The sequence below is a fragment of the Spiroplasma endosymbiont of Seladonia tumulorum genome (genome assembly GCF_964020235.1).
Taxonomy (GTDB): Bacteria; Bacillota_I; Bacilli_A; order Mycoplasmatales; family Mycoplasmataceae; genus Spiroplasma.
Genome location: NZ_OZ026545.1, coordinates 1,512,115 through 1,533,817, shown reverse-complemented (window position 1 = coordinate 1,533,817; position 21,703 = coordinate 1,512,115). Strand labels below are relative to the sequence as shown.

The following is a 21,703-nucleotide window of genomic DNA, read 5'->3' as shown; positions in this document are numbered from 1 at the left end:
TTAATTTAAATTTAATAAATTTTCTGCAACAATAACATCAAAAATGGTTTGGGCAACAGGCATTGTTTCCATTGGTGTATAATGAATACCATCATATTCATTTTGATCTTCGGGATGTGGATTTGCTGATAATTGTAAATTAACAACAGGAATATTTAATTTTGCACAATATTTTTGATAAGCTTCTGGCAAGGATGTCAACAATTCACCATCATGCAATGTTAATACTTTTGGTGGGCAAACTACTAAAACATGATAATTCACTTCTTCTTTATTATCTTTATGCAATACTTTCATTTTATTAATCAATTCCCCTAATGAATCAACAATTTTTGTTTCAATTGGATAATCTGGGATTTCTTTTAATTTTGCATAAGCATCATAACCAAAATAATCATTTGTTCCTAAAAAAATCATGAATAAATCAATTGGATGTGTTTTTTGATATAAAACTGATAAATTGTCCATTCCATTATCTTGGGGAAAACCAAAATCAATTAATGGCTTAATAATTGTTCGTCCTGGTTGGGCATCAGTTTGAATTTCAATTTCTCCTGTTTGATAATATTTTGTTAATAAATTTTCTAATTTTACTGGTCAATTATCAGCATCTGCCATTTTGCCAGTTCCCATCGGTAAATAACCAAAAGTTAGTGAATCTCCTAAAATTGCAATTTTCTTTTTCATCCAAACCTTCCTCTCTGTTATACCATTATTTTATCTTACTTTATTATAATTAAGATTTAATTTTCAAAACTTTCTGAAAAAATAAAATAATCCATGCTAAACCAAATAAACCACGCAATGCATTAGGCAATGTTTGATAAACTCGTAAGTATTGCGCTAAAGAATAAAATAAAAATAAAAATGCAATAATAAATGAACAAAAAATTCATAACAAAATAATTACAATAATATTTAGTCATTCATTATTATTATTTTGTAATTGCGCTGTAAACTCACTTGATGAACGAAGGCGAGTAAAAAAATAAGCTAATGGTCATGATAATAGATATCAAAAATATAAAATTGGAGATAATAACAAAAATAAAATAACTTTTATAAAAATAAGGCCTGTTGATTGTTTCACTGTTTTTTCGCTTCTTTCTATTTTAATTTTATAATTTTCTATTAAATAATGCAATTCAAACTGAAAGTGCACTCAATATATTAATTATTATTATAAAGTTTTTTTAATGCATATGCAACTGGTGGAAAAATAGCAACCGCTAACAATATTTCTGGTAAATAATTCGTTGCTAAAATAATTCAAGTAAAAGTGTGAAAAAAGCGTTGTTGATCTGGGTCAGTATAAATTAAAGGACCAATAAAATACATAAAAACTAAAACAAAAATAGTATTTAACGTAGCTGCAGTAAAAGCAATAATAATATTATAAATTTTTAAATAATGTCGTTGGTATCAAGTCAATTCTGTAATTTGATTAGTATAAATTTTTGTTTCAATTTTAACCGAAGTTTTTGTTAAAAAATAAGCTAAAACACCAACACAAAGTCCCATTAAAACCCGTGGCACAACAGAAAACAATGGATTAAGAAAAATAAAACTAGTTGGACCTGGTGAAATTAATGTTTGAATTAATGAGGATAAACCAAAAATAAGACCATAAATTAAACCTGCTCAAATTAAATTTAAATTCATTGTAATATATAAAGCATACATTCCTATTAAAAATAAAATATGCATTAAGGTTAAACTAACTGGACCAATCGTAATATATCCTAATGATGGAACTAAAGCAAACAATAAAAAAATTGCAATAATAATACTATTAATTGTAATCATTCTTGTCGTTACTTTTTTCATTTATTCCTCCAATGATAACTAAATCATTTAATTGTCTATTAGTCCTTTATGTCTCATTTTCATGTTGCTATTTTTTTCTGATCAGCAATCGCAATATATGGCAAATTACGTAAACGTTCTTGATAATCTAAACCAAAGCCAATTAAAAAAGCAGGTGGAACATCAAATCCATATCAATCAGCAACTAAATCTACTTTCCGACCAGCTTTTTTATCTAATAAAGTAACAACTTTTACACTACGTGCTCCTTTTAGATATAAATAGTCTTTAATCATTTTAATTGTTTTACCACTATCAATAATATCTTCGACTAATAAAATGTCTCGATTTGTTATTGGCATTGGTAAATCAAGTAAAATTTGGGGCGTATCTTTACTCTTAATACCACCAAAATAAGATGAAACAACCATATATTCCGTTTCACATTCAATACCAACTAAATAAGAAATAAATTTTGCCATAAAAGGAATACATCCTTTTAATAATCCTAAGCATAAAATCGTATTATCTTTTGCTGGATATTCATTAAGATAATAATGACTAATTTGTTGCCCTAATTCAAAACATTTTTCATCAATTTCTTTAATAGTAATTAAAATTTCTTTTACAAGGGGATGTATCTTCATTTTTCTGCCTCACTAAATATTAATAATTTATTTTAATAATATAATTATAGTATATTATAATACAATTAATGCTTAATTAAAAGATACTTAATCTTAAAAAAATAATCCAGAAATTTAAAACTAAATGTAATTTATTTTATTAATCTTGGTAAAAAGGATGTTCAAAATTCGTGTCATAATTCTCACGCTTTTATTTTCAAAGCATCACTTGCTAAAAACCAATATACAAATCCTTCTGCAACAAAATCACCAAGATTATTAAAAGAATAACTACTTAAATGAAATAAATTTAAAATTTGTTTTTGCGTTAAACCTTGGCTATTCTTAATTTTATTTGCTAAAAAAACTTTAATTTCTTTAATAACATTGACTTGACGACTAAAATTAATATCAACGGTATGCCCCAATTCATGAAAAATAACATTAAAAATTTCACCAGAGCTTCATCAGCCATTTCGCCAAGAGTTAAATCCGTTTACTTTATGACTACAAAGCAAGATATTTCGTTCAAGCGTAATAGTTTGTTTAAACCCTTCTCAATATGTAGAACCAACAACCGAACCACGATTATCATTAATTCTTAATATTCTAACAAATTTTTTAACAATATCTTTTGATCAAATATTACTAATAAAATTATAAAATTTTACTAATAATGCTTTTAATTCTTCTTGATAATCTGGACAAAAAGTATTAATAACTTGTTGTCATCCTTGTTTTGTTTCATCATATCAAAAATTAGATAATTCTTCATAAGACTTAAAAACTTCTTGCGTATAAAATGGTAAATCAGTATTTTGTACTTGCATTAAAAAAGCATTTGTTAAATTTTTTTCAAGATATGTTGTTTGATAATTATCAATTCATAAGCCATTATAACCACGTTGATAAAATCAAGTTGAATTAGGAACATATTGATATTCTAAATCAATGCTGTTTTTCCCTTGCTTAGGCTTAGGTGAAACCTTGGGAATTACTGTAACTGGTGGTTTTGGAACTAATTCTACTAATGGTTCCGGATTCATCTTAATTGGAACATTATATAGGCAAATAAACAGTATATAATATTCATAAAATAAAACTCAGCAAAAATATTACTAGTAAAATCAATGCAGTATTAATAGTATAAATTAGTTTTTTTCATTTTTTCATTAATAATAATTCCTTAAATTTAATATGTTTAATACTTTGACCTTATTCTTTACATACTATAAATAAAAATAAAAACATCTGTAAATTGTAAATGCAAATGTAGCACTTTATTGAAAAAGAATAAAGTGCTTTTTATTTTGCAAAAAATACTTATATTTATTGGATTAATCGTTAGATAGTATCTTTTACACTTAATAAAATATGTTTTTTCAGAAAAATCCATCCTTTCTTTTCTTAAAAAATTTTGAATAATTGTTTTATTTAGTTGTTAGTTAATTGTTAAATATAATTATGTAAATTGTACTATGAAGTGTAACACTCTACTTAATTTTATTATAACACCAATAAAATAAATGTTCAATATAATTTATTTTAAAAAAATTTAGTAGTTTTGTTTTAAATTTATGAATTTTGGCACACTGAAAAATAAAATGATTAAAATTTTTATAAGTAATTATATTAAAAATTAAACATTTGTATAAAAACTTCTTTTGAAGATAGTCAATGAAAAGATTTTTTAAGTTTAGAGTTTATTATATTAGCAACTTCTTGATAATAATTTTTTGAATAAATACTTAAATCAATTCCTTTGGAAAATCAATGTCTAAAATCACGAATTGCTCTTTCAACTTTGGGTTTTTGAGTTGGAGTTCCAGCATCACAAAAATATACTTTAGCATTTGTTATTTTTTCAATTTTTTCTTAATCAGCAAATTCTTTGCCTTGATCTGTTATTATTCCTTTGCATCTATCTTTAAAAAATCCGTTAGAAAAAATTCGTTTTAATGCGTTTGTAACTTCTTTTGTTGTTTTTTCTTTTAATGGTTCAATGATTTTAAATTGCGTTAATTCTTCGATTAAAACTAAACAAACACTATTATTTTTACCAACCATAGTGTCCATTTGAAATCAACCAAATTCATATTTATCATGTTTTGCTTCTTCAATAGTTCTAAAATTTCTTATTTTCCCGCGATTATCAATCCTATTTTTTGTTTTATATTTTCTACCGTGAAAATACAAATTATCTTTCTTGAAATTTAAAAATCCCAAATGAATATATTTATATAAAGTTTTAAAACATATGGGAAATTTAACACCAAACTCTTTTTCATATTTTTTACAGATTTGTTCTGGTGAATCATGAAATTTGTTATATTTTTCATCTAGTCATTCTAAAATATTTAGCAATAATGATTATTTTTTTAAAACATTTTTGTCGTTTTTGTAAATAATCTTCGTGTGCTAATTTAGCGTCATATTCATTATCTTTTAACCTTTTTATTTCTCGTCTAATTGTATTGCGATTTTTATGCAATATTTTTGCTATTTTAGATATATTGGATTTACCATTTTTTCTTTTTAAAGAATCAAGTTCTAATAAATCTTTTAATATTACTCTTTCTTTAAAAGTAAAATGATGCTTTGTTTTATCCATTTTAAAAAATCCTTTCTTTTATATACAAAGTTAATTTATAGTTTTTTGAGGTTTTGGGCTCGCGGTGATTTCCATAAGTTTTGTGATAAAATGACTTATAAGTTAAAAAAGATTTTGGGGTTCTTTCAAACAAATTTGGGAACCTTTATAAAATTCTTCGCTTAACGCTTAGAATTTTTCCCAAGTATTTTGAAAAGCGCGGCAAGAGTTTTTTTAAACTTTAAGTAATTTTTCGCAAAACTTATGAAAATCACCGCGAGCCCAGATTTAGTACAATATAATCACAATAATAATCATTTAAATAATTACCTTTCTAAAATATATTTAAAAGCGCTTGTATATATAATTTCAATAGATCTTGAAAAAAAGTTTCAAGATAAAAGAAAGGAAATTATACAAAATGAAAAAATTACTTAGTTTATTAAGTGTATTAATAATTAGTGGAACTTCTGTGCCAACAACAATTGCAGCCAGTAATTATGAAACAAGATACAAATACAGAAACTTTAAAAAGAAGAAAAAGACAAAATTCACCAAAAGAAGAAAAAATAATAGAAGAAATAAAAGTGTCTAAAATTTCAGATTTTAGTGGTTTTGCAAAAACATGTTTTATATTAAGTATAATGTCTATTTTAATATTTTATAATCCAGAGATAGATAATAGTATTGCACAAGAAATTGCGCAAAAACTAGTTGATTATTTAAATATAAATGAGCTTGGTACAGATATTGTAACTGTCAAAAAAAACTTAATAATTTTTTAAAAAATTATTATAACATAAACAATATTTTTTCTGCTGAACAAACCTATGCTCAATTTCATACTTTACGTCCTGGTTTTGGAATAAGATCAAGTGAACTTAATAATTTTGAAAAACTTATTTCTAATAATATAGAGAATAATAACCCAATAATTTTAAATGTAAATGGATTTCTTTTATACAATAACCACAACAGTAATGAAGAAACATTTAATGATAATTACTATAAAAAAATTTTGTTAAACATGCAGTTATTATTTATGGTATAAGAATAGACAAAAATAATCCAAAAAATACAGAATATTTAATTTTAGATCCAAATTTTTCAGAAACAGAAAATATAATATATGGTCATCAAATTATTGATTTAAGTTGTCTAGGGTCGGTTGAATTAATGGTTTTTGTAGATTCAGATTCTTTTTTAAATAATGTTGGTACAGAAAATAATCCAAATGAAAGTGAACAAAAAAATAAAAATTTAGAAAATCTTATTTTAAATACTGATTTAGGTGAACTACCAGATAATAGAGAAGAAAAAATTATAAAACGTTTGCTAGAATTAAATCAAAATATTCAAATATATTATCTTAATATAGAAGAATTTACTAATTATTTATATATTGATTATATTTCAAGTACAACTATAAATATTTTTGAAATTAATGGTGAAAATGATTTTAATGGTGTAGTATTAAATTTTATTCCACGAATAAGTCAAATATCTTCTGTTATTTTAAATACTGATTTAGGTGAGCTACCAAATAATTTACCAGAAACAATTTTAGAAAGATTAGTATTATTAAATAATAATCTAAATTTAAGTAATATTAATTTATCAGAAATTACAATAGATTCTGCAATAATTAGTGCTATTGAAAATAGTGATAGATATTTAGGCAGTGTTATCGTTCAATTTACTTTAAATAATGAGGAAGTAAAAACAATCAAAGAAAATGAAAATAAACAAGATTTAAATTCTGATACTAATGATAGTGTTAATAAATTAATTAGTAAATTTGATAATTTAAATTCTAATAATAATTTAAATTATTTAAATCATATAAAAGTTTTGGATAAAAATACTAAAGGCGGAAATTTAAAAGAAGGTGATACTTATATTGAGACAAATAACTGAGTTTATTTAAAACATGGCCATGGTCAAATTGATAAGTTTGATGGTTTAAATTTTCCAATCATTGATATCGAATTAGATGGTAAAGGTAGTGCATATGTTTTAAATAATACTAATGAAATTTATCATTTAAACTTATACGGTTGAGGAAATGAAAAAATTATACTACCAAATAATATTAAAGCAATATCAATGAAAGTTTTACAAAAAAATAGTTCTGAAAATAATAATATTAAAAAAGGCACTATTTATATAGGAACAAATAGTGGTGTTTATTTTAAATCTTTTAATGAAAATGATAGTGGTACAGTGGTAAATTATAAGTTTGATGGTTTAAATTTTCCAATCATTGATATCGAATTAGATGGTAAAGGTAGTGCATATGTTTTAAATAATACAGGTGAAATTTATCATTTAAACTTATACGGTTGAGATCATACAATTATTTATAAAAAATTAGAAAAAGAAGAATTATAAAAAATAAAATAATAATGAAAAAGATATTAAGTCTTTTGGGAACAATCACTTTAATTGGAACAAGCACAACAAGTTTAGTTGCTTGTAATAGTAATACACCACAAAAAAAGAATATACACAAGAAGAATTAAAAGAACTGAAAGACAAAAACAAAATAAATACTGTTAACCAAGAAATTAAAAATAATTTAGAATGAATAGCACCACAAGAAAAACCATTTAATCAAGTTGATAATAAATATTATTTTGTTGTGTGGCGTGGCGATAAAAATGATAATTGAAGAATTGCAAAATTTAAAAATGATAATATATATAAAAAAATAGATGAATATAATAATTTTTGGGGAATTCGTAAAGCTTTTGTTAATAATTATGGCGACGGAATTGTTATAAATAAAATAAAAAATAATCAAGAATTAAGATATAGAATTTGGCCTAATAATGATTATTTTAAAGCAGTTTATCGTTGAAATTTAGATATACAAGAGCCTAATTTAATAGTTGATAAAGATGGAATGGTAAAAGTTAATGAAATATAAAAAAGTCATTTTAATAAGTGACTTTTTTATATTTCTAATGTAATCAATGATATTTTTTCATTATTTCTATTAAATAATTGTAATTTATTAATATTAATTTGTTTTTTTTTCTGTAAAAATTGTAATATCATAATTCCCATAGCCCCATATCCCAGATATTTCAATTTGATTTAAAGAAAATAGTTTAACATCATAAGTTATTTCAATACTATCTTTAACTAAATTTTTAGTCATGCTTATTCAAACTGCTTTTGAATAAAGTAATCTATATCATTGTGAAAAATAGTTTAAATAGTCTTCTATTTTGTCATTAGAAATAATTAAATTTGTTAAATATTTGCCATATTCGCCATCAGATAATTTAATTTCAGCCGGAATAAGAGATGGGATATTGTTTGTTTCTAATTCATTTGTTATGGATAACCAATTAAAATAATTTGCTTCTAATTGATAAATATGATTTTCTGAAATATCTTTAATTTTAACAGTTACTTTAATTTCATCATTACTAATTATATTATTTTGTTGTTTTAAATTTCAATCGATAATTTGTCCAGTTTTTGGGTCAATAATTGGGTAGTCGGAAAAAGGTTGAGGTTTTATAAAAATTATAAATAAAGTAATTAAATACAAATTAAAGTAATCGCTTATTAGAGCGATTTTTTTATTTGCATTATTCATCAGATAGTATCTTTAAAATTAAAAATTAACCTATTTTTTCCCTACAAATTAGTTAATTTTTATAATTTCCTTTCTGTGATTTATTATATTTTTTCGGTTTAACAACTAATAATATCATTTTTAATAAAGGTACTATCTGATGAATAATGCAATCTAAAACTTAATATTTTTTGATGCTTAAAGATAGATAACTCATCTATGGCACGAAGCCTTAAAGAAAGTGTGAAAGCGATTGGATTTACTACTCCTATTTATTTCTTTAATTCTCGGCAAGATTAATCACTTGCGAAATGTCAGAGCATGTGTTTTTTGGCTTGTTTTCATAAAAAAAGTGCTGTTAAACCGAAAAAAACAATATCGGACACTAAAAAAACAAGAGGGTTGGAACTCCAAAAGGTTATTTTCTTTATATAAAGTTGTCTAGGGATGGATGAAGCGTAATTAATAACTGGGTAAACTGTTTTTTGTTTATTTCCGTATGGGGGATAAACTCTATCAAAATATCCTATCCGCCCCCGCTCACTTCCCAAAGTGAAGCGGGCGGCGAAGTAATTAAATACTAAAATAAATTATTTACTAAATATCAAAATATTAACCAATAAAGGAATATTATGTTTTTTTACAGAAGGAAAAATATTTGATGAAAAAATGAAATAAAAAAATTAAAAATAAATTACAAGAATTAATGATACGAGCTTATCCAGTAACGGTAAATGATATTAATAATGAAATTTGAGCAACAAATAAAAAGAATTAAGGAGTATAGATAAAATGACAGAATATAAAAGCAAATATATTAATAAAACTTGAAATGAAATAACAGCATCATTTGATTGAGTTAATTGTCAACCTATTAATTGTCGTATTTCACATCATAAAAAGCATTATGATTTGCAATGTTTAGAATGAGCCAAAATGTACTTAAATTTATTTAAAAACAAGTGAGATGTTATTGTTTCATATATGCAATATTATAAAATTAACGATATTTTAGATTTAGCATTTGATGGATGAAAAATATTACAAATTGACAAAAAAAATAAAACAAATAAATTAAAATATATTATTGCAATTGACCCTGCTGGAGTTGGTCAAACTGGTATTATTATTTATAATGTTTTGCAAAAGAAAATAATTAATAATATTACTTTTAATTCCAAAAATGAAGAAGAAGCAATAAATAATATATATTTAATATTAAATCAATTTAAAAATAAAATTTGTTCTTATTTAAATAAAGTTGTTGTAATAATTGAAGATTATCAACTTCATAAAGGTTTAAAAATAAAAAATCCATTATCTACTCCTAAATTCATTGGTGGTTTAAAAGTTTTATGTAAATATCTATTTAATTTAAATTATGTTTTACAATCGCCAGTTGTTAAAAAAAATTATATTTATAAAGGAAATATTAAAATGTCAGAGCACGAATTAGATGCTTGAAAACATTTACAATATTTTTTAAAAAAGGAAGTGATAAATAATGACTATAACAGAATCAATTAAATTTAACAAAATTAAAGAAGAAAATGAAACACTTAAAAAAGAACTTGCTGAAAAAGATAAAGAAATATCTAAATTAAAACAAGATGTGGCAGATTTAGAATGTAATCAATATACTTTAGAAGCAAAACAATTATATAAAGAAGATTTTTACAAAAATCCATATTCAACAGGTTCTATCGATTGAATATTAGTTGACAGTTCAAAATATGACAAATTATCTAATAAGGATGTTAAATAATGTCTCAAACAAAAAGTAATTTACCTAAAAATTCTAATAACTGTAAACCTAAAATAAAAAATAAAAAAGTTAATAAGTTAGAATTAACTGTTAGATTACATGAAAATCCTATTAAAACAAAAATTAAGGCTCTTGTTGCTGGTGGTGTTGAAGTTGATGCTTGTTCGGCTAAATGTCAGTGAGAAGGATTAAATTACTCAACATTATCAATATATAACCCATCTGTTTTAACTGAGTTTTTGAAATTAAAAAAAGATGATGAGATAAAAATTAAAGGCTCAGTATTTAATCAGTTAAATATAAAAACTAAGCGCTATTTTTTATCTTTTCGAGTCGATAGTTTTGAAATTATACAAAAAGCAATTAGAAAAAGAATAAATACAAATATTAAAAAATAGGAGGAAAAACAATGGCATTAAAAAATGTAAAATATGTTCTTATTGATGAAAATAATGAACCCACTAAAAACGAAGATGGTAGTTTAGATATTAAAACTGCTGAAATTATTTTAAAAAATACTGCTGAAGTTGAAGAATTTAATGCAAGTAATTTAGAAAGTAATAATCAGCAAATCAACGAACTACAAACAAAAAATACTGAATTAACTTCACAAATTGAACAACAAATAATTCAATTAAAACAAATTGAAATAATTGACTTTATTAATTCTTTAACTGATAATGAAGAATTTAAAAATGTTTTATTAAAGTCTTATGATATTACTGATGATATTGAAATCATTAAAGCACAATTGCAAAGTGTTTATGATGAATTAATTAAGGTACAAATAGTTAATACTGGTGGCGTACCAAAAGCAGAAAACAAAGAAAACAATATTTTAGATACAGACAATGTATTTAATAAATAAGAAAGAAGGAGATAATTGTGGCACAAAATCCACAAAGAATATTTGGCGATATTGCTAATCAAGCAACACAAAGAGACCGAGAAACATTTGAACAATGATATTTACAAACTTATCAACAAAAATTTAGTTGAGAAGCACTATTTGCGTGAAAAGAAGCCAATAAGTTTGGTTTAACATATAAAAGAAAGAAAAATATTAAATACAATGAAGGTCTAGGAAACGAAGGACAAGTATTTAATACTGATGATAACCTACTAAAATATTCAACAGTGGAATTTGAAGATGGAATTGTTGAATTAGATACAATTTTAACTTTTGCTCGTAAATTAGATCCCATAGAAAGTGATTTTAATCCTAATCTTTGAGCAGCTGATATTGAACAAGCAATGGATACTGAAGTTGCTTATAAACGTAATAAAATTTTAGAAATTATTAATAAAGGAACAGTTACAACTATTCAAGGCAAAAAAGCAGATGATACAAATGCTTTACAAATTCATGATGAAATTATGGATAAAATATATGAAAACGGCTTTACTCCATCAGAAACAATTGTTTTAGGTTCGGCTGATTTTATTCGTGGAATTCGTAATAAATTACAGTTACAACTTGGAGCAAACGACCAAATAAATAGTGTAATCACAACAAGTGGAGCAATGAAAACTGTTGAAGGAACAACATACTATATGGTTCCTAAAAAATTACCAATTATTAATAAAGATGGTTCAGAAGGAACAATTGAATTATTACCAAATGGAGTTAATGCAATTGCCTTTAAGTTTAGCAAAAAATATGACCCTCTTATTTTACGCAAAAAAGACCATACTCCGTTAAGAGTTGGTGCTGCTGCGTTAGGTACTGGTATGGGTAATACTTTGATTATGGAAAGAGTTTTATATTTAGGTGGAGCAGTAGTTGAACCTAAGGGAATTATTAAACATATTGTTGCAAAAATTGATATTAGTAAAATTAATAAAATAGATAAACCAACTATACATGTTACAGACCCAACAAAAGCAACAGCCGAACAGTTAAAACCACAATTTAAAGATGTTGTTTTAAAAGCAGTAAAAGCAGTAAATAGTTCTTTAACTGAAAGTGATTTTGATTACTTTATTGAAAGTAAAGGTGAAGACTGACCAATTAATATTACAAATGATAAAACAGTTGCAGTTCAAATTGAAGGTAAAAACAACGCTACTGGTCAAACAAATCCGATTGATGTTAAAATTAAAAATTCTTAATAGTACTAAAAAATAGTACTTTTTCGTTTGATAAATGATATGCCAATTGGAACATCTAAAACAGCCCTTATTTATGCTGTTAAAAAAAATCCAACTAGATTGTCAATCCAACAACAAGAAAAAAGTTTTGGTTTACAGTTATTAGAATTTTTAGGAATTCAAGTTTTAGCTCTTGGTTTATCAGTTTTAACTGGTGGTATTGCTTCGGCTGTTGGTCTTGGTGCGGGATTATCTAATTTTGCCGCAGCATTTATCTCGTTTGGAGTAGAAACAGCAACCGATTTTACCGTAAATCAAATATATGATAAATTAACATCAGAAGTAACAGCAAAAAGTACCGCCTTAAATTTGTTACCAGCAATTGGTGGAATTGGTAAATTAACGCGTGCTGTTCGAACAACTAGAATTTTAAAATTAGCAAAAGAAACTAAACTACTTGAAAAATTAGGTGTAATAACTGCTAATAATTTAGAAGATGTTGTAAGGCAAGTTACAGGTAAAAAGATTTTATCTTCTAAATTAATATTTGATTTTACAAAGCATGCTAATAATGAAACTTTATTATATACAATTGGAAAATTAGCCCGAAATGATTTTTATAAAGGTTTTAAAGTTTCTAATTTAGAAACAATTAATAATTTATTAAAAATTGAGAAAAATATTCAAAAAATAAGTCCTAAATTAGTTCAAAAAATACCACGCGTGAATGAAAAAAATGCTAATAAATGATTGTCTGAATATGGATTAAATATTGATAAAATAAGTAAAATTAATACTAATGAGTGATATAACATTATGACTAATCTTCATAAAAAGGTGTTGGTAAAAATCTACTATTAAATGCTAATTTAATGAGGGGCAGTAAAATATATAATAATAAATTATTAAATATTTTTCATCAAACACCAATTAAATTAAATAAAATTTTAAATCATTTAAACCCAAATTTTTATATTCAAAAAGTAACTAAAAAATTATTAGCCCCTATTGAAAAACAAATAATTACTATTAAACAAAAAGTAATTAGTAAAATTACTGATAAAACTAAAAAAATATTATCTAAATTTGAAACTAAGGCTATTAAAAAAGGTCAATTATTACCTTTTGCTTATGGTTCTGATGTTTTTTTAGCAGTTAAAATTGTTCCTTTATCAGTTGCGGGTGAAGTTGCTTTAACAATATATTACAAAAATCCTAAATATGTCCCTATTGTCGTTATGACAACTTTAATCAAAGCAGAACAGTTTGTTTTGGCTCCTGAACCGTTTAAATTCTATATGAACAGTGAGTGGTTTATTGGTTGGGGATTTAAAAAAACAAGTTTGTTTAATTTAGTTTCTATTGCCCCACTTGCTTATCAGCAAGTAGTAAAAGATAGTTTTAAAATATATCGGACAATTGCTAAGATATTAAAAATGCAAGAACAATTTAAAAATAACTTTAATAAAGATAAATTGTTAAATACGCTAGAAGATAGTGCAATTACTAGTTTATTGGGTAATGGACTAGTATTTCAAGCATATAAACAACTCAGAACAAAACAAGATTTAAACAAAAAAATTAAAACAAAAACACTATCAAGTAGTAAAAAGTTTATCTTAAATAAAATCAAATCAAAAAGAAATAAATGATAAGGAGATGATTAAATGTTAAATGAATTATGACAAAATGTTACTTTGGAAAATTATAATAATTTTATTCCAATGACAGGTAAAATTACACAAGTTCCAGTTCGTTATAATAAGTTCTTTAAAGGTGATGTAGAATTATGATTTAAAACATTTGCTTTAAGAGCCCAAAATATGATTAATTCTTACTTAAACTATCCATTTTCAAAGCTAAAATTTGAAACATTTAAAGACCCATTATTAAAGAAAATTTGTATTAATATGGTGTTTATTACGATTGAACATTGAACATTTAATCGCATTCCAATTGAATTTTTTACTTCGGCAAATATGAGTGTTGGTGATATTAATTATTCTTCACAAAATGACCCTATGGCAACATGACAAGGTCTATTGCCTAGCTATGCAAAATCATTGGCTAATCTAACAACTTTAAAAAAATGTTTCGTACTTTTCAAAAAGAAGGTATTGATTTAACAATGATAGATTTAGAAGCATATTATACCCAATTTGAAGTTGATGTTTTAATAGAAAAAGAAAAAACTAAGATTGATAATAAAAGTATTATTAAAAATAATAATGGAGAAATTGCGGTTTCAGATTTAAAACAAAATAAAATTACTTTAATGCCAAATGTTAGTAAGCGTAATAATGCTGATTTTAGTGCTGAAACTGGTGAATTAAGAATATGAGACCCAAGCTTCCAAAATAATGACCAAGTTGCAGATTTTAGTGTTGTTAAAACAAACAAAACGCCCGGACTAGAAGCAACAGATGACACATTACCAACCACTAAATACATTAATGAACATTATGCTTTAAAAAAAGTATTGGGCAGTGAAAAGAAGTTGGAGAAAGAGTAAACGAAAAAGTAATTAAATATAAATTTATTTTAGGGAAAAAATATAAAGTTCATTTTATTTGAGAACGACCAACCGCAGATTTTGTTATAACAACTTGTTTTGAATGTAAAAATAATGGTGGTGGTTTGCAAACTATTTCAACTAGTTTGGCCTTGGGAAAAGGCGGGGCAACAAGAATTGGTTTTTTAAATGTAGATAATTCTTCTAATAATCATAAAGTAGTAATTTCAATGACGGGTGATGAATATTCGCCAACAATTCTAAAATTAGAAGAGTTACAATAAATTAACGAAGATAATTATGTTTAATAAAAATATTACAATTAAAAATAATAATGAATTAATTACAAATTAATGCTAATTTATTAAAATAAAAAAATAATTTAGAAAGAAAGTAGAGTGTTATAAATGAATTTAAAAGATTATAAATCAGAAATTTTATTATTAATTCGTAAAATATTTATTTGGGGATTAGGGGCAATTTTAATAATAAGTGCAATTGTGTTATTTTTTTGCAAAGCATTTAAAGTAATTGAAATTTCATGACCAGAATATTTTTATATTGGTTTATCATTACTTATTAGTGGTGTTTTAGTCTATTTAATTGATAAAATTTTTGAATTTTTTAAGAAAGATAAAAAACAAGATAGTATTGAAGATGTTATTAAAAAAGAAGAAACAAAATAAAGAGGTGTTATAAATGGGATTGTTACCAGCCAAAAAGAAATTAAAAAAAGAATATGATATTGATAGTTATTATCTTAATTTAGCATCAACAATTACTAATCGTAAAAATGTTACTGTTCAAAAACATAATGAGATTTTAGAAAAAAGAATTTGTGAAGATAATGCTAATTTTTTAAATCCACGAGATTTAGAAATTAGCATTTATAATTTTATTACTAATCAACAAATAAACTCTAAATTAATTAATATCTTTTTAAAAATGCAAGACTTTACTAATAAGAATTGATATAACGAATATAAAATTAATAAAAATGGTAAGGGTGCATATTTTATTTTTGCTAATAATTCAAAACTTAATTTTATTACTATTGATTTTTACAATGACCATTATGATGAATTAGGTAATTTAGTATCTTGCACTTTTGATTATGACCCTTATATTAAAAATGACCAGAGTATTTTTATTACTGAAAAATTAGAGATTGATTCTGTAACTAAACAAGTTAAAGTTATTAGAAAGTTAAAAACACGATTATATAGTATTATTACCGACTTATATATTGATGATGTTAAATGAAATAACTATACAACTTTACAAAAAGAAGAAATATTACCACTTAATTTTATTCCAATTCAAATTATTCCTAATAACCCTAATTTTGAACCTTCTGCTCGCTATGGTAAGCAATTTGCTAGTATTTTAGATATTATTGCTGAAAAGATAATGTTAGACCCATTGTTAAATAGTGGTAAATTTACCATTAATACTAATGGAGTTACTGGTGTGGTTGACCAAGAAATTAGTAAAATGCTGGCATCATTTATTGAAAATGACTTGTTATTAGTTGAAGGAGACCCTGATAGTAATTTTCAACCAGTAGACTATATCGCTGGTAATTTTAAAGGTGAACAATTAACTAAAATATATGATTGATTGTTAACTAATTACTATAAAATAAATCGCCATCATGTTCCCGCCATTGCTAAGGGAGCACAACAAACGCAAGCAGAAGTTGCTGGTGTAAATATTCAAACAAATGCATCATACGAACAAATGATATACATTAGAGAGATTAAATTAACTGAATTTATTATTAAGTTAATTAAATATGATAATGCTGTTTTAAATAGTAGAACATTCAATATTAAAAATATTGATGAGTTAATTGTTGATGTTCGCTTACCAGTAAATGCTACTTTAAACAAACAATTAAAAAACAACGAAACTATTATCAATATTCCTAATGAAGAAGGAGAACAAGAATAATGTTAAAACCATCTGAAAAAATGTTAGCAAAATTAGCAGAAAATGATGAACCAATTGATTATTCAATTGATAGTATTCCGTTAGATTTTGCTATTCAATCACAGTATAGCGACCCCGATTTAGAACAATTATTTAGTGAAGACCGTGCTAGAACCCTTTATATTTATAAAATTAATAATCTTGTTAAGACAAAGCAAAAACCAATCTTAAACTACTCTCAAAATAGCGTTAAAATAGGTTTTATTGACAAAGATGAATATATTAAAATAACTGGTTATGAAATTAGTGATTTTAATTTTAAATTACAAATTCAACAAAATACCACAGTCCAAGATAATAGCACAAGTTATGTAATAATTGATGAAAAAGATATTTTAATTAATGATATTTCAAAAAAAGACAAAAAATTTTTAGAATCCTATGACTTAAAAATAGTATCTATTAATGAACCAATTACCGAAGACAACAAAAATGAATGTTATATCATTGAAGAATACAAACGCCCTTATTCACTTGATGGTGTTGATATTATTAAATCTACTCATTTAGTTAAAATAACTGACTTTAAATGAAAAAATCAAAATAGTATTCATTTAGTATTACATAAATCATTACCCGAAGATACTGTCTTTACTGGAATTGAAATTAAATATCCTAAATCAATGTTATTTGGAAATATTAAATGCTGAGGCAATGTGAATGGTGTTTATTCTTATCCACAATCAATTATTCAAAATGCTAACTTAGTACCCTTACTATCAATGCCAATTGAAACAAACCCTAATTTAAGAGTATTTCAATATTGATTTACTGAAAGTTTTTTACCATGAAGTATTGCCAAAAACTATATTAAAGGTAAAGATATATTAGGTTTATTAGATATTAAAGAATTAAATATTGTTTTATTAAATTATTTAACATATCGTTATAATTATGATCGAAAATTTGAAGGTGCTAAATATGATGAAAAAAGAAATCCTATAAATAAAATTGCTGAATTACGCCAAAAATTTGAAGGACAAAAACCAGAAAATGTTATTGATGGTTTATTTGAAGAATGAAAATTTAGAAACCCATCTTATCTTAATGATAGGGCAGTAAAAAGATTTAAACAAATTGTATACATGTTGTCAAATTATGTATATAGTAATATGGCAGTAAATAAAGGTTATAATGATGATATTAAATTAATTGCTCCGTATTATTTTGAACTAGTTTCAATATCAAATGAATCAGAAAAAGATTACTGAATATTTGAAGATTGCAGAGTTAAATTAAAATCATCATATTTTAATTTTTCTGATTTAAAAAATATTAATATAGAAAATATAAAATTAAATAATTTAAAAAATATAAATAATAATATTTCAGAAAATAAAGTTTATCAATTAGAAACAAATTTTTTTAATTGATTATCCGTAACAAATGAATTAGAAACAAATAATATTCCTTCACTTATTCCGGCAGAAATTAAACTATCAGATGGAGAATATGGCAAATACTTAACTAATTTAATTATTTCTAATAATAAATTAGAAATATGTTTAGAAAAACTATTTGATTTTCATAAAGAAAGCATTATATATTCAAAATCAGAATGATTAAATTTAATTAATAATTTTGTTGAAAATAATATTAAAATACTTTTTTCACAAAATATTAATTTTTTAAGCAAAATTGAAATATCAGGAATATGAGGTTATGGAGATTATGATATTACAATTTTTACTGAAAAAGAACAAATTAATATTAATAATTTAGAATTATTTAATAAAAGCAATGAAAAATTATCATTAGTTACAATAGAAATGTAAAAAAAGTCATTTATTAAAATGACTTTTTTAATTTATGAAATAATCATCAGGATATTTTCTATCTCATTCTTTTGAATAAACATCTGAATTTCATGTATCTATATTAAAACTATATAAATTCATTTTTTTTCAAATTTATTGAAAAACCCTCCTAAGGCAATAGAATATAATTTATCAGGATAACTTCCTTCAACAATTGGATTGTTTGTACAATAAAGTTTTATTTTATATTTTTGTAAATTTTTATTATCTTTTGTTTTGTATCTTATTTTCATTTTTCCAATTTTTTCACCTTTATTACAAACTATTGTAGTATTATCTCTTTCAAAAAAAGTTTTATATTTTTTGTCTTTTTCATGAGTAATTGCAGTAAGTGTAACTAATACAATCATGCATAAAATTAAAATGGTAGATAATATTATATATATTGATATTATTTTATGTTTTTTAACTAATTTCAACAACTTCATAATAATTATCCTTTCAATATTATTTAAAGTTTTTAATCAATCTGGGCTCGCGGGATTTTCATAAGTTTTGCGAAAAATGCCTTAAAGTTTAAAAAAACTTTTGCCGCGCTTTTCAAAATACTTGGGAAAAATTCTAAGCGTTAAGCGAAGAATTTTATAAAGGTTCCCAAATTTATTTGAAAGAATCTCAAAATCTTTTTTAACTTGTAAGTTATTTTATCACAAAAATTTAAGAAAATCAACCGCTCGCCCAATTCCTGCAAATGATTTTTATAGTCTTAATGATATAATTAAAGCATTTAAAGAAAGGAAGTATATTTAATTTTATGTATAAAAAAGGAAATAAAGTTAATGTTAAAATAACAAACATTACACCTTATGGTGCTTTTTGTAGAGCAGAAAAGGCTGGTGGTTTAATTCATATTAGTGAGATTTCAGATTACTTTGTTAGAGATATTAGAGATTTTTTTGATGTTGGTGATGAAATTGAAGTTGAGATACTAGATTTTAATTCAGTTAGAAAACATCTTAAATTAAGTTATAAAAATTTTCATCCTGAACTATTGAAAAATGATGATGGTAATAAAATACAAGAAAAATCACCTAGTTTAGAAAAATCATTAAATACTAATTATTTAATAAATAAAAAGTAAATAAAATTTATAAATTTTAGAAGGTTTTTAAAACCTTTTTTATATTTTCATTTTAAAACGATATGGATAAGAACCATAAAACAAAGCATCATATGGGTCATGGTACATTTTACTATCGGGTGTGTTTGTTTTGGTATCACTAAATCTTAGTTCACTAATGCACTTATCTAAAAATGGAAAATTATTTAAAATGCCATATATTTTGCCTTGGACAAACATTTTTCTTATTCATGTTACACGATTGATTATACCCGCTTCTTTATTCAACGAAGTTTGATGTTTTTTAGCTTTAAACATTTTAATTTTATAACCCAAATAAGGGTAAATATCTTCTTGCAATTTTTGCATAAAATCGTGGGCATTAATATCATAATGAAATGTAGCATATTCAAAACCATAAAATTTATCAAAAGTATTGATTATTCATTGTCCGTAATGTTCAACTATTTCATTTAAATTCATTGCGTTTTTTGGGGGTAACAACATTTTCTTCAATTAAATATTTATCATATTCATTATTTTCATTAATTTTATAACCACTAAATAAAAACACCGTGTGGTCTTCACTACCATTAGCATAATCCACACCAATTGAATAACTATCAAATTGATACTGTTTTGTATTGGAATTATAAAAATCTTGTAAATTATACTCTTTAATATATTTACGATAATTTCGTAAAACATAAATACTGGGGTTATTATCGTTATATTCAAAACCGTAGTATTCAAGTTCAAATAAATCAGGTCGTTCTTGTTTGTTTGTTAAAACAAGTTTTTTAGTAATATTAGGTATTTTATTTCAAACAGCACCCATTGTTAATCGTAAATTAAAAATACCCAAACCATTAAGTGCTTTTTTGTTTTCTGAATATACTTGATTGTGTTCCTTTAAAATATTTTTAATTCTTTCATTTAAGGGTAAATATGGGGTTACAAATTTTTCATAAAAGACATGGTATTTATCAAAAGGATTAAAAGTAAATTGATTAGAATATGTTTTATGAAAATATGTTGTTACTGTTATGTATTGTTTTGCTATGTTGTCTCATTCTTGAAATGTCCAAGATAATTCTGTTACTGGAATAGGATTATCTAAATTATATTGTTCATTATCATTTTCGTCTATATATTTTTCATAAGATACTTTTAAACTTTTTGAACGAAACATTGAAACTCTTAAATTATTATATCTTTTATCTAGTTCTTTGTCCGTTAAAATTTCTTTTTCTTCAGCATGTATCATTTCATCTGTTCACGCCGATATAATACCACTACCTTTACCAACTTTTCCCATAATTTTATTACCATTAGCATAACCCGCAAAAGCAATGCGAACACCACTAGGAAAAACAATTTCTCCACCTTCTTTAACATTTTTAGGTCAAACAATGCCATTTTCATTGTCAGGTCCTATATCAATCCCATATTTATCATAAAGATAGTTACAGACATTAATTGTATCGCCAAATGTAGTATCTTCGTGAGTGTTGGCATATCTTCGTAGAATATTAGATGAAGCATCGGTAAAATTACAAGCAAAAAATAATTTTTCTGCTAAATGATTTCATGTTTTATTAGTACCACGCCCCGCTGAAACAAACTTAAAAAAAGTTGGCGAAGTAAAATATCGGGCATAACTATCACCAACAAAATCTTTAAATACTTTTCAATCAAAGCCAAAATTATAGTCACTGAAATTTAAATCATATTTTTTATTTAAATGTTCATAACTAGTAATTCGTTTTTTGTTATTAATTTTTGTAAAATCTTGCATTTTTAATTAGCCTCCTTTTTTTTGATAAGATTATATGAAGTATTAAGTATCAATTAA

The 21,703-nt window shown here is 24.2% G+C and carries 26 protein-coding genes and 1 pseudogene; 18 read left to right on the top strand and 9 right to left on the bottom strand.

Translation table 4 applies throughout. The features are described 5' to 3' along the window. The 5 genes and pseudogenes from AACL22_RS09800 to AACL22_RS13885 all read right to left on the bottom strand — a co-directional run bounded on the left by AACL22_RS09800 (position 1) and on the right by AACL22_RS13885 (position 5,043). Entirely contained in the window at positions 1-687 is a 687-nt protein-coding gene (locus AACL22_RS09800; RefSeq protein ID WP_338991798.1) for a GDSL-type esterase/lipase family protein, read from the bottom strand. A 483-nt stretch (positions 688-1,170) separates the two neighbouring features. After that, the gene (locus tag AACL22_RS09795; RefSeq protein ID WP_338991797.1) at positions 1,171-1,827 is read right to left on the bottom strand and encodes an ECF transporter S component; all 657 of its coding nucleotides are present in this window, start codon (positions 1,825-1,827) and stop codon (positions 1,171-1,173) included. A gap of 38 nt (positions 1,828-1,865) precedes the next feature. Further along, positions 1,866-2,453: a hypoxanthine phosphoribosyltransferase gene (hpt, locus tag AACL22_RS09790; RefSeq protein ID WP_338991796.1), complete on the bottom strand. Its 588-nt coding sequence runs from the start codon at positions 2,451-2,453 to the stop codon at positions 1,866-1,868. A gap of 131 nt (positions 2,454-2,584) precedes the next feature. Further along, a complete protein-coding gene (locus tag AACL22_RS09785) occupies positions 2,585-3,478 on the bottom strand; it encodes a hypothetical protein (RefSeq protein WP_338991795.1) in 894 nt (297 codons plus the stop codon). Between the two features lie 586 nt (positions 3,479-4,064). After that, positions 4,065-5,043: pseudogene (locus tag AACL22_RS13885) on the bottom strand (IS30 family transposase). A 479-nt stretch (positions 5,044-5,522) separates the two neighbouring features. Here AACL22_RS13885 and AACL22_RS09770 point away from each other — a divergent pair. The 4 genes from AACL22_RS09770 (at position 5,523) to AACL22_RS09755 (ending at position 7,951) form a co-directional block, all read left to right on the top strand. Continuing rightward, positions 5,523-5,807: a hypothetical protein gene (locus AACL22_RS09770; RefSeq protein ID WP_338991792.1), complete on the top strand. Its 285-nt coding sequence runs from the start codon at positions 5,523-5,525 to the stop codon at positions 5,805-5,807. 391 nt (positions 5,808-6,198) lie between these two features. Further along, complete coding sequence (locus tag AACL22_RS09765) at positions 6,199-7,413, top strand: hypothetical protein (protein WP_338991791.1); 1,215 nt, start codon at positions 6,199-6,201, stop codon at positions 7,411-7,413. A gap of 14 nt (positions 7,414-7,427) precedes the next feature. Next, on the top strand, positions 7,428-7,544 hold the full coding sequence (locus AACL22_RS09760) for a lipoprotein (protein WP_338991790.1): 117 nt from the start codon (positions 7,428-7,430) through the stop codon (positions 7,542-7,544). A gap of 119 nt (positions 7,545-7,663) precedes the next feature. Continuing rightward, positions 7,664-7,951: a hypothetical protein gene (locus AACL22_RS09755; RefSeq protein ID WP_338991789.1), complete on the top strand. Its 288-nt coding sequence runs from the start codon at positions 7,664-7,666 to the stop codon at positions 7,949-7,951. A 93-nt stretch (positions 7,952-8,044) separates the two neighbouring features. Here the strand turns inward: AACL22_RS09755 and AACL22_RS09750 are convergent, their stop codons facing one another. Continuing rightward, a complete protein-coding gene (locus tag AACL22_RS09750) occupies positions 8,045-8,632 on the bottom strand; it encodes a hypothetical protein (protein WP_338991787.1) in 588 nt (195 codons plus the stop codon). A 771-nt stretch (positions 8,633-9,403) separates the two neighbouring features. On the opposite strand from AACL22_RS09750, the gene AACL22_RS09745 reads away from it, so the two are divergent. From AACL22_RS09745 to AACL22_RS09685, 13 genes are all read left to right on the top strand, one after another. Further along, on the top strand, positions 9,404-10,138 hold the full coding sequence (locus tag AACL22_RS09745; protein ID WP_338991786.1) for a hypothetical protein: 735 nt from the start codon (positions 9,404-9,406) through the stop codon (positions 10,136-10,138). Beyond that, positions 10,116-10,376 (top strand): hypothetical protein, encoded by a 261-nt coding sequence (locus tag AACL22_RS09740; protein WP_338989308.1) that lies wholly within the window; start codon positions 10,116-10,118, stop codon positions 10,374-10,376. Before AACL22_RS09745 ends, AACL22_RS09740 begins: the two co-directional genes overlap by 23 nt. Then, on the top strand, positions 10,376-10,774 hold the full coding sequence (locus AACL22_RS09735; RefSeq protein WP_338989310.1) for a hypothetical protein: 399 nt from the start codon (positions 10,376-10,378) through the stop codon (positions 10,772-10,774). The genes AACL22_RS09740 and AACL22_RS09735 overlap by 1 nt, the downstream gene beginning before the upstream one ends. An 11-nt stretch (positions 10,775-10,785) precedes the next feature. Next, on the top strand, positions 10,786-11,244 hold the full coding sequence (locus tag AACL22_RS09730; protein ID WP_338991784.1) for a hypothetical protein: 459 nt from the start codon (positions 10,786-10,788) through the stop codon (positions 11,242-11,244). 17 nt (positions 11,245-11,261) lie between these two features. After that, on the top strand, positions 11,262-12,488 hold the full coding sequence (locus AACL22_RS09725) for a hypothetical protein (protein ID WP_338989314.1): 1,227 nt from the start codon (positions 11,262-11,264) through the stop codon (positions 12,486-12,488). A 39-nt stretch (positions 12,489-12,527) separates the two neighbouring features. Continuing rightward, positions 12,528-13,328, top strand: a complete 801-nt coding sequence (locus tag AACL22_RS09720) for a hypothetical protein (protein WP_338991782.1) — start codon at positions 12,528-12,530, stop codon at positions 13,326-13,328. An 11-nt stretch (positions 13,329-13,339) separates the two neighbouring features. Beyond that, complete coding sequence (locus AACL22_RS09715; RefSeq protein ID WP_338991781.1) at positions 13,340-14,122, top strand: hypothetical protein; 783 nt, start codon at positions 13,340-13,342, stop codon at positions 14,120-14,122. Between the two features lie 12 nt (positions 14,123-14,134). Continuing rightward, positions 14,135-14,593, top strand: coding sequence for a hypothetical protein (locus AACL22_RS09710; protein WP_338989084.1), 459 nt, complete (start codon positions 14,135-14,137; stop codon positions 14,591-14,593). Beyond that, complete coding sequence (locus AACL22_RS09705; RefSeq protein ID WP_338989082.1) at positions 14,557-14,979, top strand: hypothetical protein; 423 nt, start codon at positions 14,557-14,559, stop codon at positions 14,977-14,979. Before AACL22_RS09710 ends, AACL22_RS09705 begins: the two co-directional genes overlap by 37 nt. Positions 14,980-15,125: 146 nt before the next feature. Then, complete coding sequence (locus AACL22_RS09700) at positions 15,126-15,263, top strand: hypothetical protein (RefSeq protein WP_338989081.1); 138 nt, start codon at positions 15,126-15,128, stop codon at positions 15,261-15,263. Positions 15,264-15,386: 123 nt separating this feature from the next. Next, positions 15,387-15,665, top strand: coding sequence for a hypothetical protein (locus AACL22_RS09695; RefSeq protein WP_338989080.1), 279 nt, complete (start codon positions 15,387-15,389; stop codon positions 15,663-15,665). Between the two features lie 13 nt (positions 15,666-15,678). After that, positions 15,679-16,932, top strand: a complete 1,254-nt coding sequence (locus tag AACL22_RS09690) for a hypothetical protein (RefSeq protein ID WP_338991780.1) — start codon at positions 15,679-15,681, stop codon at positions 16,930-16,932. Then, positions 16,932-18,746 carry a hypothetical protein gene (locus AACL22_RS09685; RefSeq protein ID WP_338991778.1) on the top strand — a complete coding sequence of 605 codons (1,815 nt, stop codon included), beginning with the start codon at positions 16,932-16,934 and terminating at the stop codon, positions 18,744-18,746. The genes AACL22_RS09690 and AACL22_RS09685 overlap by 1 nt, the downstream gene beginning before the upstream one ends. A gap of 98 nt (positions 18,747-18,844) precedes the next feature. Here AACL22_RS09685 and AACL22_RS09680 read toward each other — a convergent pair whose 3' ends face one another. After that, complete coding sequence (locus AACL22_RS09680; protein ID WP_338991777.1) at positions 18,845-19,216, bottom strand: hypothetical protein; 372 nt, start codon at positions 19,214-19,216, stop codon at positions 18,845-18,847. A gap of 326 nt (positions 19,217-19,542) precedes the next feature. On the opposite strand from AACL22_RS09680, the gene AACL22_RS09675 reads away from it, so the two are divergent. Next, positions 19,543-19,869, top strand: a complete 327-nt coding sequence (locus tag AACL22_RS09675) for a S1 RNA-binding domain-containing protein (RefSeq protein WP_338991776.1) — start codon at positions 19,543-19,545, stop codon at positions 19,867-19,869. 39 nt (positions 19,870-19,908) lie between these two features. Here the strand turns inward: AACL22_RS09675 and AACL22_RS09670 are convergent, their stop codons facing one another. Then, positions 19,909-20,331: a hypothetical protein gene (locus AACL22_RS09670; protein ID WP_338991775.1), complete on the bottom strand. Its 423-nt coding sequence runs from the start codon at positions 20,329-20,331 to the stop codon at positions 19,909-19,911. Then, positions 20,273-21,646, bottom strand: coding sequence for a hypothetical protein (locus AACL22_RS09665; protein ID WP_338991774.1), 1,374 nt, complete (start codon positions 21,644-21,646; stop codon positions 20,273-20,275). The genes AACL22_RS09670 and AACL22_RS09665 overlap by 59 nt, the downstream gene beginning before the upstream one ends. Positions 21,647-21,703 lie beyond the last annotated feature (57 nt).